This window comes from Citrobacter sp. Cm046, assembly GCF_030333065.1.
In the GTDB taxonomy this organism is placed as follows: Bacteria; Pseudomonadota; Gammaproteobacteria; order Enterobacterales; family Enterobacteriaceae; genus Citrobacter; species Citrobacter murliniae.
Genome location: NZ_JAOWGP010000032.1, coordinates 115,727 through 129,720 on the forward strand (window position 1 = coordinate 115,727; position 13,994 = coordinate 129,720).

General features: G+C 52.9%; 15 protein-coding genes and 1 tRNA gene. 12 read left to right on the top strand and 4 right to left on the bottom strand.

Annotation, left to right across the window (positions count from 1 at the left end):
• The first annotated feature begins 9 nt into the window (after positions 1-9).
• The 11 genes from cbiK (at position 10) to ldtA (ending at position 8,954) form a co-directional block, all read left to right on the top strand.
• A complete protein-coding gene (gene cbiK, locus OGX98_RS04360) occupies positions 10-804 on the top strand; it encodes a sirohydrochlorin cobaltochelatase (RefSeq protein WP_045444434.1) in 795 nt (264 codons plus the stop codon).
• Positions 801-1,514: a cobalt-factor II C(20)-methyltransferase gene (locus OGX98_RS04365; protein ID WP_286594882.1), complete on the top strand. Its 714-nt coding sequence runs from the start codon at positions 801-803 to the stop codon at positions 1,512-1,514. The genes cbiK and OGX98_RS04365 overlap by 4 nt, the downstream gene beginning before the upstream one ends.
• Positions 1,511-2,248: a cobalt ECF transporter S component CbiM gene (cbiM, locus tag OGX98_RS04370; protein ID WP_045444427.1), complete on the top strand. Its 738-nt coding sequence runs from the start codon at positions 1,511-1,513 to the stop codon at positions 2,246-2,248. Before OGX98_RS04365 ends, cbiM begins: the two co-directional genes overlap by 4 nt.
• A 2-nt stretch (positions 2,249-2,250) precedes the next feature.
• Positions 2,251-2,532 (top strand): energy-coupling factor ABC transporter substrate-binding protein, encoded by a 282-nt coding sequence (locus OGX98_RS04375; RefSeq protein ID WP_006683999.1) that lies wholly within the window; start codon positions 2,251-2,253, stop codon positions 2,530-2,532.
• Entirely contained in the window at positions 2,519-3,196 is a 678-nt protein-coding gene (locus OGX98_RS04380) for an energy-coupling factor ABC transporter transmembrane protein (RefSeq protein ID WP_045444423.1), read from the top strand. Before OGX98_RS04375 ends, OGX98_RS04380 begins: the two co-directional genes overlap by 14 nt.
• A gap of 8 nt (positions 3,197-3,204) precedes the next feature.
• Entirely contained in the window at positions 3,205-4,020 is an 816-nt protein-coding gene (locus OGX98_RS04385) for an energy-coupling factor ABC transporter ATP-binding protein (RefSeq protein WP_048221159.1), read from the top strand.
• Positions 4,017-5,537 (top strand): cobyric acid synthase, encoded by a 1,521-nt coding sequence (locus OGX98_RS04390; protein WP_286594883.1) that lies wholly within the window; start codon positions 4,017-4,019, stop codon positions 5,535-5,537. The genes OGX98_RS04385 and OGX98_RS04390 overlap by 4 nt, the downstream gene beginning before the upstream one ends.
• Positions 5,534-6,079: a bifunctional adenosylcobinamide kinase/adenosylcobinamide-phosphate guanylyltransferase gene (gene cobU, locus OGX98_RS04395; protein WP_286594884.1), complete on the top strand. Its 546-nt coding sequence runs from the start codon at positions 5,534-5,536 to the stop codon at positions 6,077-6,079. The genes OGX98_RS04390 and cobU overlap by 4 nt, the downstream gene beginning before the upstream one ends.
• The gene (gene cobS / locus OGX98_RS04400; RefSeq protein ID WP_286594885.1) at positions 6,076-6,819 is read left to right on the top strand and encodes an adenosylcobinamide-GDP ribazoletransferase; all 744 of its coding nucleotides are present in this window, start codon (positions 6,076-6,078) and stop codon (positions 6,817-6,819) included. The genes cobU and cobS overlap by 4 nt, the downstream gene beginning before the upstream one ends.
• Before the next feature lie 25 nt (positions 6,820-6,844).
• Positions 6,845-7,909 carry a nicotinate-nucleotide--dimethylbenzimidazole phosphoribosyltransferase gene (cobT, locus tag OGX98_RS04405; protein WP_048221161.1) on the top strand — a complete coding sequence of 355 codons (1,065 nt, stop codon included), beginning with the start codon at positions 6,845-6,847 and terminating at the stop codon, positions 7,907-7,909.
• A 118-nt stretch (positions 7,910-8,027) separates the two neighbouring features.
• A complete protein-coding gene (gene ldtA / locus OGX98_RS04410; RefSeq protein WP_286594906.1) occupies positions 8,028-8,954 on the top strand; it encodes a L,D-transpeptidase in 927 nt (308 codons plus the stop codon).
• Positions 8,955-8,982: 28 nt separating this feature from the next.
• On the opposite strand, the gene OGX98_RS04415 is transcribed toward ldtA, so the two are convergent.
• The 4 genes from OGX98_RS04415 to OGX98_RS04430 all read right to left on the bottom strand — a co-directional run bounded on the left by OGX98_RS04415 (position 8,983) and on the right by OGX98_RS04430 (position 12,724).
• Positions 8,983-9,666, bottom strand: a complete 684-nt coding sequence (locus OGX98_RS04415; RefSeq protein ID WP_048221162.1) for an ABC transporter ATP-binding protein — start codon at positions 9,664-9,666, stop codon at positions 8,983-8,985.
• Between the two features lie 10 nt (positions 9,667-9,676).
• Entirely contained in the window at positions 9,677-11,365 is a 1,689-nt protein-coding gene (locus OGX98_RS04420) for an ABC transporter permease (RefSeq protein WP_045444400.1), read from the bottom strand.
• A complete protein-coding gene (locus OGX98_RS04425; RefSeq protein ID WP_048221163.1) occupies positions 11,349-12,386 on the bottom strand; it encodes an extracellular solute-binding protein in 1,038 nt (345 codons plus the stop codon). The genes OGX98_RS04420 and OGX98_RS04425 overlap by 17 nt, the downstream gene beginning before the upstream one ends.
• A 262-nt stretch (positions 12,387-12,648) precedes the next feature.
• Positions 12,649-12,724, bottom strand: a tRNA-Asn gene (locus OGX98_RS04430).
• 324 nt (positions 12,725-13,048) lie between these two features.
• Here OGX98_RS04430 and nac point away from each other — a divergent pair.
• Positions 13,049-13,966 (top strand): nitrogen assimilation transcriptional regulator NAC, encoded by a 918-nt coding sequence (gene nac / locus OGX98_RS04435; RefSeq protein WP_045444396.1) that lies wholly within the window; start codon positions 13,049-13,051, stop codon positions 13,964-13,966.
• Positions 13,967-13,994: the final 28 nt, after the last annotated feature.

A 13,994-nucleotide genomic window follows, 5' to 3' on the forward strand; every position in this document is an offset into this window, starting at 1 on the left:
GAGTAAGAGATGAAGAAAGCGCTTCTGGTGGTCAGCTTTGGCACCAGCTACCACGACACCTGTGAGAAAAATATTGTGGCCTGTGAGCGTGATCTTGCAGCCAGTTGCCCTGACCGCGATCTGTTTCGGGCGTTTACCTCCGGGATGATCATCCGCAAGCTCAAACAGCGTGATGGCATCGATATCGACACGCCGCTGCAGGCACTGCAAAAGCTGGCGGAGCAGGGCTATCAGGATGTGGCTATTCAGTCGCTGCACATCATCAACGGTGACGAATACGAAAAAATTGTCCGTGAAGTTCAGAGCATGCGCCCGCTGTTTTCGCGCCTGACGCTGGGTGTACCGCTACTGAGTAGCCACGATGATTACGCGCAGTTGATGCTGGCGCTGCAACAACAGATGCCGCCGCTTAAAGAGAGTGAAAAAGTGGTGTTTATGGGACACGGAGCTAGTCACCATGCGTTTGCCGCCTACGCCTGTCTCGATCACATGATGACGGCGCAGCGTTTTCCGGCCCGTGTAGGGGCAGTGGAGAGCTATCCGGAAGTGGAAGTGATTATTGAAAGTTTGCGTCAGGAAGGTGTAACGGCGGTGCATCTGATGCCGCTGATGTTAGTTGCTGGCGACCACGCCATCAATGATATGGCTTCCGATGAAGATGACTCGTGGAAGACGTTATTCAACGCTGCGGGAATTCCGGCCACGCCGTGGTTAAGTGGTTTGGGTGAGAACCCGGCGGTACGTGCCATGTTCGTGGCACATTTACAGCAGGCGCTGAACGTGGCGCTGGAGGAAGCAGCATGAGCGGTAAATTGTATGCACTAAGCACCGGACCAGGTGCTTCCGATCTGATCACCGTGCGTGCAGCGCGCACTCTTGGCGCACTGGATATTCTCTATGCGCCAGCCGGGCGTAAAGGTGGGGATAGCCTGGCGCTGTCGATCGTGCGTGAATACATTGGTGAACAGACTGAAGTGCGCTGCTGCCATTTTCCTATGAGTGCTGACAGCGCGGAAAAAGAAGCCGTCTGGGACGAGGTCGCTGCCGCGTTGGTACAGGAAGTGAATGCCGGTAAGCAGGTAGGTTTTATCACCCTCGGCGACGCCATGCTGTTTAGTACCTGGGTCTTTTTACTCCAGCGGATTGGCTGCCCTGACTGGTTAGAGATCGTCCCTGGTGTGACTTCTTTTGCCGCTATTGCCGCCCGCTCAAAAACGCCGCTTGCTATGGAGCAGCAGTCGCTGGCAGTTGTCTCCTGTACCGCACCGGAAACAGAAATCCTGCAGGCGTTAAAGCAACATGACAGTCTGGTACTGATGAAAGTGTATGGTCGTTTTGCGCGCATCAAGGCATTGCTACAACAAGAGGGTCTGCTGGACTGCGCGTTAATGATGTCAGAAGCCACGCTGCCGGGTGAGCAGTGCTGGCGTCATCTCAATGAAGTGAGTGACGATCAGCCGCTGCCTTATTTCTCGACCATTCTGGTCAACAAACAGTGGGAGTATGCACAATGAAGCTTGAACAACAGCTAAAACAGCTGTCTTTCAGCGGGTTGGCCGCGGCGCTATTACTGATGATTGTCCCTGAAAAAGCGTTCGCGATGCACATTATGGAAGGTTTTTTACCGCCGATGTGGGCGCTGGCCTGGTGGCTGCTGTTTTTACCTTGTCTGTGGTATGGACTGGTACGCCTGCGTCAAATCGTGCAGGAAGATAACCACCAGAAAGTTCTGTTGGCACTGTGTGGGGCGTTTATTTTCGTTCTGTCGGCGCTAAAAATTCCTTCTGTGACAGGCAGTTGCTCGCATCCGACTGGGGTCGGTCTGGCCGTTATTCTGTTTGGGCCGGGCGTCGTGGCGATTCTTGGCGCGATCGTCTTGTTATTCCAGGCGTTGCTGCTGGCTCATGGCGGTTTGACAACGCTGGGCGCGAACGGCATGTCGATGGCGGTTATTGGCCCGGTAGTGGGTTACATGGTGTGGAAGATGGCCTGTCGCGCGGGGTTCCGTCGTGATGTCTGCGTCTTCCTGTGCGCTATGCTGGCGGATCTTGTGACCTATTTTGTTACCTCGGTCCAGTTGGGTGTCGCCTTCCCGGATCCGGGGGCAGGCGCGATGGGGTCAATTATCAAATTTATGGGGATTTTCTGTCTGACGCAGATCCCAATTGCTATCGCGGAAGGCTTGCTGACCGTGATGATCTACGACCAGTTAACCAAACGTCAGTTGATTACGGCACAAGGACATTAACGATGAAAAAGACGCTGATTCTGTTAGGGATGGTGGTGGCGCTGGTGATCCTGCCGTTCTTTATTAACCACGGCGGAGAATACGGTGGCTCGGATGGCGAAGCAGAAAGCCAGATTCAGGCTATCGCCCCTCATTATGAGCCATGGTTCCAGCCGTTGTATGAACCCGCCAGCGGAGAGATTGAAAGCCTGCTGTTTACGCTTCAGGGATCTCTTGGTGCAGCGGTCATTTTCTACATTCTGGGTTACACCAAGGGCAGACAACGTCGTGATGACCGGGCTTGACAGGCTTAGCTACCAGAGCCGGTGGTTTCATGTCTCACCACAGCGGAAATTCCTGCTCTGGCTGCTGATGATGATCCTGGCCTTTACTCTGCCCCCGATGGGGCAGGGTATTGAGCTGTTACTTATTGCCGCTCTGAGTTGCTGGTTGCTGCGCATTTCTTTCTGGCGCTGGTGCCGCTGGATGGCATTGCCCTTTGGGTTTCTGGTAGTTGGTGTTGTGACGATTTTATTTAGCGTCAGTCGCGATCCGCAGACCTTACTGGCCAGCCTTCCGGTGGGGAGCTACTGGCTGGGGATCACCTCCTCGGGCTTACATACCGCCAATGAGACGTTCTGGCGTAGTCTGGCGGCACTGGCGGCAACATTCTGGCTGGTGCTTAACTTGCCATTTCCGCAGTTAATCATTCTGCTCAAACGTGCGCATGTTCCACGACTGCTCACTGAACAGATCCTGCTGACCTGGCGCTTTATTTTTATTCTGTTAGACGAAGCGCTCGCCATTCATCGCGCACAAACGCTGCGTTTTGGTTATCGTAGTTTGCCGTTGAGCTATCGTTCGCTGGCGATGCTGGTGGGATTGTTGTTTACGCGCGTGTTGATCCGCTATCAACAAATGACCACCACACTGGATATCAAACTGTATCAGGGTGATTTTCACCTGTAAGGAAAAGTATGCTTGCCACCTCAGCGCTTTGGTTTCGCTATCAGGATGACCCCATCCTTAAAGGGCTAACGCTGGACTTTTCTCCGCATGCTGTCACCGGACTGGTGGGAGCGAACGGCTGCGGGAAATCTACGCTGTTTATGAATCTGAGTGGTTTACTACGTCCGCAGCAGGGGGCGGTGATGTGGCAAGGAAAACCGCTGGATTACAGCAAGCGTGGTCTGCTGGCGCTGCGCCAGCAGGTGGCAACCGTATTTCAGGATCCCGATCAGCAAATCTTTTATACCGACATTGACAGTGACATCGCATTCAGTTTGCGCAATCTGGGTGTGGATGAGGCTGAAATTGCCCGACGGGTTGACGATGCATTGACGCTGGTAGATGCGCAACATTTCCGCCATCAGCCCATTCAATGCTTAAGCCACGGGCAAAAGAAACGTGTTGCGATTGCAGGGGCGCTGGTGTTGCAGGCGCAGTATCTGTTACTGGATGAACCCACTGCGGGCCTTGATCCATCGGGTCGTGCGCAGATGATTGAGATTATTAAACGCATTGTGGCGCAAGGAAATCATGTGGTCATTTCCAGTCATGATATCGATCTTATTTATGAAGTTAGCGATGCAGTTTACGTTTTACGCCGAGGGGAAGTGCTGACGCACGGCACACCGGGTGAGGTATTTGCCCGCACGGATCTTATTGAACAAGCAGGATTAACTCAGCCCTGGCTGGTGAAGCTGCATACACAGTTAGGCTTCCCGCTGTGTAAAACAGAGGCTGAATTTTTTAGCTGTATGCGAGAGAACGCACTGAAGGAGGCGTCATGACGCAGGCAATAATGTTGCAGGGAACGGCATCTGATGTGGGCAAAAGCGTACTGGTTGCCGGACTGTGTCGTATTTTTCACCAGGATGGATTGCGGACTGCACCGTTTAAATCGCAGAACATGGCGCTTAACTCTGGAATAACCCCAGAGGGTAAAGAGATGGGGCGCGCGCAAATTTTTCAGGCGGAAGCCGCAGGGATCACACCGGATGTGCGTATGAATCCGGTGCTGCTTAAACCGACCAGTGACCGTAAAGCCCAGGTCGTGTTAATGGGCAAAGTCGCCACCGATATGGATGCGGTGAGTTACCACGAATACAAACCGCGCCTGCGGGAACAGATTATTTCGGTTTATAACAGCCTGGCTCAGGAGTTTGATGTGCTGGTGCTGGAAGGGGCGGGAAGCCCGGCTGAGATTAACCTACGCGATCGCGATATCGTCAATATGGGCATGGCGGAAATGGCGCAGTGTCCGGTTGTTCTGGTTGCCGATATCGATCGTGGTGGGGTGTTTGCCTCAATTTACGGTACGTTGGCGCTGCTGCACGATCACGAACGCGCCAGAGTAAAAGGCGTAATCATCAATAAATTTCGTGGTGATGTGGCGTTGCTCTATTCCGGTATTGAACAAATTGAAGCGCTGACCGGCGTTCCAGTGCTCGGCGTGATGCCGTGGCTGGATGTTGATCTGGAAGATGAGGATGGTGTCGCGTTGCAAAAAGGCAAATATTTGCGCACCGATAAACGAGATATAGAGATTGCTGTCGTTCAACTACCACATATTTCCAACTTTACTGATTTCAACGCACTGGCGGCACAACCGGACGTTCGCGTTCGCTATGTGCGTCACCCGGAGGAACTGGCGGGTGTTGACCTGGTGATCCTGCCCGGCAGTAAAAATACGTTGGGCGATCTGGTCTGGCTGCGTGAAAGTGGTATGGCGCACGGCGTGTTGCAACTACATCGCCAGCACGTTCCGGTGGTGGGCATTTGCGGTGGTTACCAGATGCTCGGCGATACCATCATTGATGAGGTGGAGTCAGGACTCGGTACGCTGCCGGGGCTGGGGTTGCTCAATACCGTAACCCATTTTGCCCAGAACAAAACAACGACCCTGGTTGAGGGGCAGATGTCCTCCTCTTTGCCTGACTGGCTGGCGGACGCGGCGGGCTTATCCGTTCGCGGTTATGAAATTCATATGGGTGAAACGGAATTAACCACGCAATGCCAGTCGGTGATGATGTTGCACAAAGACGGCGGTAATGTGGCTGATGGCGCGGTAACCCCCGATGGTCTGGCGTTTGGCACCTATCTTCATGGTCTGTTCGACAGCGATGAATTCACTCGTGCGCTGGTTAATGGTCTGCGTGTACGGAAAGGGTTAGCGCCGCTGGATTCCACCTTCCATTACGCGCAATATAAATCGCAGCAGTTTGATCTGCTGGCGGATGCGATGCGGCAACACATCGATATTGAGAAAATTTATACCATCATGCAGCAACATCGGGAGCCAGTATGATGATTCTGGTTACCGGCGGAGCACGCAGCGGCAAAAGTCGGCATGCTGAGGCGCTAATTGCTGATTCTCCGAACGTGCTGTACATCGCGACTTCACAGATTTTTGATGACGAGATGGCTGCACGAATTCAGCATCATCGCGATGGTCGTCCCGCGCACTGGCGTACCGCTGAGCGTTGGCAACATCTTGATGAGCTGATAACGGCGACGAACGATCCACAAGAGGCGATTTTACTGGAGTGCATCACCACGATGGTGACCAATATGCTCTTTTCACTGGGCGGTGATAGCGATCCCGACAACTGGGATTACGCGGCAATGGAGAAATCCATTGAGGCAGAGATGCATATGCTGATCGAAGCTTGTCAGCGTTGTCCGGCAAAAATCGTTCTGGTTACCAACGAAGTGGGGATGGGGATTGTTCCGGAGAATCGTCTGGCGCGGCATTTTCGTGATATTGCCGGACGAGTTAACCAGCGCCTGGCAGCGGCAGCGGATGAGGTCTGGCTGGTGGTATCTGGAATTGGAGTCAAAATTAAATGAGTAAGTTGTTCTGGGCAATGCTCTCTTTTATCAGTCGCTTGCCTGTTCCGACACGGTGGTCGCAAGGACTCGATTTCGAACAGTATTCGCGCGGAATCGTCATGTTTCCCCTTATCGGCGTAGTGCTAGGGGGACTCTCTGGTCTGGTGTTTATGGCGTTGCAACCCTGGTGCGGTATTCCACTGGGCGCACTGTTTAGCGTGTTGGCTCTGGCGCTGCTGACCGGTGGTTTTCATCTTGATGGCCTGGCGGACACCTGTGACGGCATTTTTTCTGCTCGTCGGCGCGAACGCATGCTGGAAATCATGCGTGACAGTCGCCTGGGGACGCACGGTGGGCTGGCGCTGATTTTCGTTCTGCTGGCTAAAGTGCTGGTGGTGAGCGAACTGGCTTTGCGCGGAACACCGATGCTCGCGGCACTGGCGGCGGCCTGTGTGGCGGGGCGGGGAACCGCTGTTCTGCTGATGTACCGGCATCGTTATGCCCGAGAAGAGGGGCTGGGAAACGTCTTTATTGGCAAAGTAACCGGACGACAAACCTGCGTAACGTTGGGGTTTGCGGCAATCCTTGCCGCAGTACTGCTTCCTGGCATGCGTGGCGTGGCGGCTCTGGTCGTCACGATGGTGGCAATTTTCATTCTTGGGCAATTACTGAAACGCACGTTGGGTGGACAAACCGGCGATACGCTGGGTGCGGCCATCGAACTTGGCGAGCTGATCTTCTTGCTGGCTCTGCTTTGAGTCAGCCTACACATTGAGAACCCTTATGCAGACTTTATCCTCTTTACTCCAGGCGATCCCTTCACCCGATAGTGCTGCGATGTTGAGTGCGCAGAAGCATATTGACGGATTACTCAAACCACCGGGTAGTCTTGGTCGACTTGAATCTCTTGCCGTGCAACTGGCTGGTATGCCGGGCCTTAAGGGTGTGCCGCATGTCGGGGGAAAAGCGATGCTGGTGATGTGTGCCGATCACGGCGTATGGGATGAGGGCGTTGCTGTTTCACCCAAAGTGGTCACGGCTATTCAGGCGGCAAATATGACGCGCGGGACAACCGGGGTCTGTGTGCTGGCGGCTCAGGCGGGTGCAAAGGTTCATGTGATTGATGTGGGGATTGATGCTGATCTTATCCCCGGCGTAGTCAATATGCGTGTGGCGCGTGGTTGCGGCAATATTGCTGAAGGTCCGGCTATGAGCCGCTCTCAGGCTGAAGAACTGCTGCTGGAAGTCATCCGCTATATCCGTGAACTGGCGGATGAGGGCGTGACACTGTTTGGCGTTGGTGAGCTTGGTATGGCAAACACTACGCCCGCAGCAGCGATTGTCAGCGTGTTGACCGGTAGCGATGCTGAGGATGTGGTTGGTATTGGCGCTAACCTTCCACTTTCCCGCGTTGGTAATAAGGTGGCGGTTGTCCGCCGGGCAATTGCCGTCAACCAACCTGACCCCAGTGATGGTATCGATGTGCTGGCAAAAGTCGGCGGCTTTGATCTTGTCGGTATGGCAGGCGTGATGTTAGGTGCTGCCTCCTGCGGTCTGCCGGTGCTGCTGGATGGGTTCCTCTCTTATTCAGCTGCACTTGCCGCCTGCCGGATAGCGCCTGAGATTAAGCCATATTTGATCCCTTCACACTTCTCTGCCGAGAAGGGAGCCAGGACCGCGTTGGCACATCTGGAACTGGAGCCGTATCTCAACATGGGGATGCGTTTAGGTGAAGGAAGTGGTGCCGCGCTGGCGATGCCGATTGTCGAAGCCGCCTGTGCGATGTACAGCAATATGGGGCATTTAGCTGCCAGCAATATTGTGCTACCAGACGGCAAGGAAGCGTAGTCCTCCGTGCCCCGCTGAATGGCGGGGTTTCTTTCTTATGGTGTACGTCGTAAATCCGAAAAACAGATAAAAAAGCTATAATTAACGGATATCTGTTGCGACGAAGGAAAGGACAATGATGCGTCGTGTAAAACTGCTATGTTCGCTTATCATGCTGTTCGCGAGTCAGGGAACACAGGCTGTAAGCTATCCGCTGCCACCCGAGGGAAGTCGTCTGGTGGGAAGTCCTTTGACAATTACGGTTCCGCAAGGAAATACTCAGCCGCTGGAGGCATTTGCCGCGCAGTACGGGCAGGGGCTAAGCAATATGCTTGAGGCCAACCCGGGCGTGGATGTCTATTTGCCTAAATCGGGTTCAACGCTGGTTGTACCGCAGCAGATTATTTTGCCAGATACCGTACGTGAGGGAATTGTCATCAATGTCGCAGAAATGCGCCTTTACTATTACCCTCAGGGCACAAATACAGTTGACGTTTTGCCGATCGGCATCGGTCAGGCGGGGAGAGAAACGCCACGTAACTGGGTGACAGCAGTAGAGCGGAAGCAGGAAGCACCGGGCTGGACGCCAACGGCGAATACCCGGCGAGAATATGCCGCTCGTGGGGAGAGCTTACCTGCTTTTGTTCCGGCCGGGCCAGATAATCCGATGGGGTTGTATGCCATTTATATCGGCAGGCTATATGCCATTCATGGAACAAATGCCAATTTTGGTATTGGGCTGCGGGTGAGCCAGGGCTGTATCCGTCTGCGTAATGACGATATCAAATACCTTTTTGATACCGTTCCGGTTGGAACGCGCGTTCAACTTATCGACAGACCGGTGAAATATAGCGCAGAGCCAGACGGTAGCCGCTGGGTTGAGGTTCATGAGCCATTGTCCCGAAATCGCGCTGAATATGAGTCAGATAAAAAGATCCCACTACCGGTAACGTCTGCATTGCGTAGTTTTATCACTGGCAGTGATGTGGATGTTAATCGCGCGAATGCAACACTTGAACGACGCTCCGGGATGCCAGTGAATATCGGCCTGATTCATAAATATTAATGAGTAACAGGCGGCCTGTTTTTCGTGATCAAGTAAGACTGGCCGCTTGTTTAATGTGATACTGCCCCATTTTTACGAAACCGATATGGTCTGCCATCAACCGGGCTTCATGTTCACTGTGCGTAACCAGCAGCGCTGTTTGTCCGGCTGCACGCAAAATATCCCGAACCTCACCCCCCAGACGTTCACGGGTTCGCTTATCAAGACTGGAAAAGGGTTCATCCAGCAGCAGGATTTCAGGATGTGGCGCCAGTGCGCGAGCCAGTGCAATACGCTGTTGCTGCCCACCTGAAAGCTCATGGGGATAACGGCTGGCATGGCTATGCAATTCCACCATGTTTAACAGATCTGCCACTCTGGCCTGCTGTTCTTCATGCGGCATACGTCGTAAGCCAAATGCCACGTTTTGTTGTGCCGTCAAATGAGGGAATAATGCATATTCCTGAAAAACCATGCCGACATGCCGTTTTTCCGGCGGCAGATGTACGCCAGGGCCGGCAACGTGCCTCTGAGAAACATAAATATCTCCGCGTTGCAGGCGTTCAAACCCGGCAACAGCACGAAGTACCGTGGTTTTCCCACAGCCTGAAGCGCCCAGCAGACAGGCGATTTCGCCTTTGCGCACAGACATAGAAAATCCGCTCAGCACCGGTTGCTGACTGTTGCCATATGCAACATGCACATCCTGGAGTCGTAATGCAATTTCTGACATTGGTACTCTCTTAACCACGGCGTGTCATCTGGTGACGCACCAGTAAAATAACCGGTAACGTGCCTGCTAAAACAATCATCAGCGCGGCAATTGCCCCTTCTTCATAGGTTCCGCGAGCGGCTTCTGCATACAGTAGCGTTGCCAGCGTTTCGAAATTGACAGGGCGTAAAAGTAGAGTCGTGGGCAGCTCTTTCATCGCATCGGCAAAGACCAGCAATGCACTGCTTACTATTGCTGGTCGTAGTAGCGGTAAATGGACTCGTGCAAATGTACCTGCGCCATTTTCACCCAGCAAACGCGAAGCCTGTTCAAGGGACGGGGGGATACGACCCAGTCCGGAATCCAGCGCTCCGATGGCGATCGCCTGAAAGCGCATCGCACAGCAAATAATCAGCAGGATACCGGCAGACATGAGCGGCAAACCACGAATATCCAGTATATCGGCCAGCCAGCGGTCTACCGCCATAGCCGGCGGCAGAAAACCAATTGCCAGAATAGTGCCGGGCACCGCATAGCCCAAAGAGGCTAGACGCATCACGCCGCGACGAAAGCCTGGCATGGCGTTGTCTGCGGCACTATGACGCGCGCTCCAGGCCACCAGTAAACTGACGCAAACCACTACCAGCGTGGTTCCCGCCGCCAGCAATAGTGTATTTTGCAATGCGGAGAGCAACGAGGCGGAAAGCGGGTTCTTTTCACCTAAACGTTTGACGCTCTCCCACATTAAAAACAGTACCGGGGCAAGGAATCCCAAAATAACTGGCAGCGCAATCACTGAGCCGAGGAGCCATCCCCGCCAGCCGTGCACGCGTGTGGGTTGAATTTCTCGCAGGCTGCGGCTGCTGAATCCTTGCTTTCTGCGACCATAAAACTCCAGCGTCAGAATGAAGAAGATAAACATCAGCATCATGCAGGCGATTTGTGCAGCAGCGGATAAATCAGAACGGGAGATCCATGTGGTGTACACAGTGACCGTTAATGTTTGTACCCCGAGAAACTCCGACGCGCCAATATCGTTAAGCGTTTCCAGAAGTGCCAGACTGACACCGACTGCCAGCGCCGGACGCGCCATTGGCAGAGCTACGCGAAAGAAAGTCCCGGTTGCGCTGCACCCAAGCGTACGGGCAGCTTCCAGTAAATGGGCGGGCTGGCTTATGAACATGGCCCGGGTCGTCAGATAAACGTAAGGGTAAAGTACTAAACCGAGCAAAATAATGGCACCGGAAAGTGAACGTAGATCTGGCAGGCGGAACTGTCGTGGGCTGTCAAAGCCCAGTAAAAAACGGATGAATGTCTGCAGTGGGCCGATTGGATGCAGTAAATCGAGCCAGGCGAAGGCGACGATATAAGTCGGCATCGCCAGTGGCAACAGCAGTGCCCAACTGAGAATTTTGCGGCCTGGGAAGTCCCACGCCGTTACGGCCCACGCGCTACCAACGCCAATCACGCCCACCATCACAGCGACTCCCGCCAGCAGAAGTACTGTGTTTTTTAACGCTGAGGGCAATACAAACGCGATGAGATTATCCCAGTGAGATAAATCAGCCTGTGTAGCCTGCCAGATAAGCGCAACTATGGGTGTCAGGACACCTAGCGCAATGCATAACGCGCTAAGATGCAATGGTGTTAATAATGACTGCGGCCCGGAAACCAGGCCGCGTAACGTCGGAAACTGTAGCGATTTATTGATCGAATCCAACTTTATCTACCAGGAGGCTAGCTTGCTTACGGTACTTCACGATTTCGGTTAACGGAATTTTATCTACGTCGATTTCACCGATAGTGGCACTAATAACCGGATCGAGCGTAACGCCTTTCAGTACCGGATACTCAAAGTTTGCTTTCGCGTATTGCTGCTGAGCGGGTGCGGAAACCAGGTATTCCATCAGTTTAATAGCATCTGCTTTATTAGGTGCATAGCGGGCTACGGCTGCACCGCTGATATTGACGTGCGTGCCACCATTTTCAAAGGTTGGCTTAACGACTTTAATCGCATCGCCCCACTGACGGGCATCGCTGCCTTGTTTGGCATTTTTCATATGGCCGACGTAATAGGAGTTAGCCAGGCCAATATCACAAATACCACCGAGGATATCGCGAGCTACGTCACGGTCGCCGCCGGTGGCTTTACGTGCCAGGTTAGCTTTCACACCGCGTAGCCACTCTTCTGTTTTTGCTTCACCGTGATGCGCAATCATGGCGGCAATCAGCGCCGTGTTATACGGGTGCTGTCCGGAACGGATACACACTTTACCTTTGTATTCAGGGCTTGCGAGTTGTTCGTAATGCCAGTTATCAATTGGCAGAGACTTCTCAGCGTAAAGTACGCGTGCTCGCATAGAAAGCGCAAACCACTGGTTATCTTCACCTCGCAGATTGGCCGGGATTGCAGTCTTCAACGTTTCGGATTGCACCGGTTGTGTCACGCCAGCTTCAACTAAATCGATGAGATTTCCGGCATCGACGGTCATCAGCAGATCTGCAGGGGAGTTTTTACCTTCTGCTTTTACACGCTCAAGCATGCCATCCTTGATATAAACGGTGCTTACTTTTATACCGCTGGATTGCGTCCAGCTATCAAGCAGGGGCTGAATCAGACCCGGTTCGCGGGTGGTATAGAGTGTTAACGTATCCTGGGCGAAAGCCGGCAGGCTAACGGAGAGTACCAGGGCTGATGCAAGCGTGATACGGCGCAGTCCAGTGCGAGGCAGAGCATTCATCGTTTATATCCCAGAGTAATTGGAACGTTCAGTGAACGAGCGAGCGCTCGTCCTTTCGGCAGTCGTACAATAAATGATAATCACTAGCACTTACAATAATTGCAAAGTTGAAACGATTTACATTTACACAACTTTAATCATTGGTGTGATGTGGCATCCGGCAGGTGAAAAACTGTTGGGAAGGGTGCTTAAGGAACGAGGTTTTTAATGGCAGTAAAAAAGCAAAAAGCCTGCTTAGTTTCCTGAGCAGGCTTCTTAAATTTGGCTCCTCTGACTGGACTCGAACCAGTGACATACGGATTAACAGTCCGCCGTTCTACCGACTGAACTACAGAGGAATCGTGTGAACGAGGCGCATATTAGCGAGGGTCGTAGGGGTTGTCAAAGGGGTAAATGCAAATGTGTGTTTGTTTGCTGACAAAATCAACAAAGCGACGATCTTTCAATCTTTTTATGTTTTTGCTCCATTCTGGTGCGCGCCTACCCGTGTTGGGGCAGGCAGAAAACTGCGCAAAGCATCGAGAATAGTTATTATTCACCATCGGCCCTTATTTTTCGGGTGGTTAGCGCGATTAACCGCAGCCAGACGAAACTGGCAAGCATCTTGCAACCTGATAAATATGACTGCCAGCACGGGTTCTGGTATTCCGACAGGAGGCAAAATGAACTTCAGACGACTGAAATACTTCGTAAAAATCGTCGATATTGGTAGCCTGACCCAGGCCGCGGAGGTGTTGCACATTGCGCAACCTGCGCTGAGTCAGCAGGTTGCTACGCTGGAAGGTGAACTGGATCAGCAATTGTTGATTCGTACCAAGCGCGGCGTGACGCCAACTGAGGCCGGAAAGGTTCTTTATACTCACGCCCGGACTATCTTGCGTCAGTGTGAACAGGCGCAGCTCGCGGTCAATAATGTCGGGCAGACGTTGAGCGGGCAGGTGTCTATTGGGCTCGCACCTGGAACTGCCGCATCCTCAATAACGATGCCGTTATTACAAACTGTACGTGCCGAACTGCCGGATGTTTTGGTTTACCTGCATGAAAACAGTGGCGCAGTGCTCAACGACAAACTGCTCAGTGGTCAACTTGATATGGCTGTGCTCTATGAGCGTTCGCCGGTGGCTGGGATTTCCAGTCAACCATTGCTAAAAGAAGATCTTTTCCTTGTTGGCACGCGTGACTGTCCGGGTCAAAGTGTTGATTTAATCGCAGTAGCTCAAATGAATCTGTTTCTTCCGCGAGATTATAGTGCGGTACGTTTACGTGTGGACGAAGCCTTTTCGCTACGTCGCTTAACGGCCAAAGTAATCGGGGAAATCGAGTCCATCTCCACATTAACTGCAGCTATTGCCAGCGGTATGGGGGTGACTGTTTTGCCTGAGTCGGCCGCTCGTTCATTATGTAATGCCGCAAATGGCTGGATGGCCCGGATTACAACGCCGTCGATGAGCTTGCCATTATCGCTGAATGTATCGGCCAGAGGGAGTTTGTCGCCGCAGGCACAAGCGGTAAAAGAAATTCTGTTATCACTGGTCAGCCGTCCGGCGCTGGAAAACCGCGAATTGCAGCTGGTCAGCTAAACCTTATTCCCGACAGGAATAAGATGCA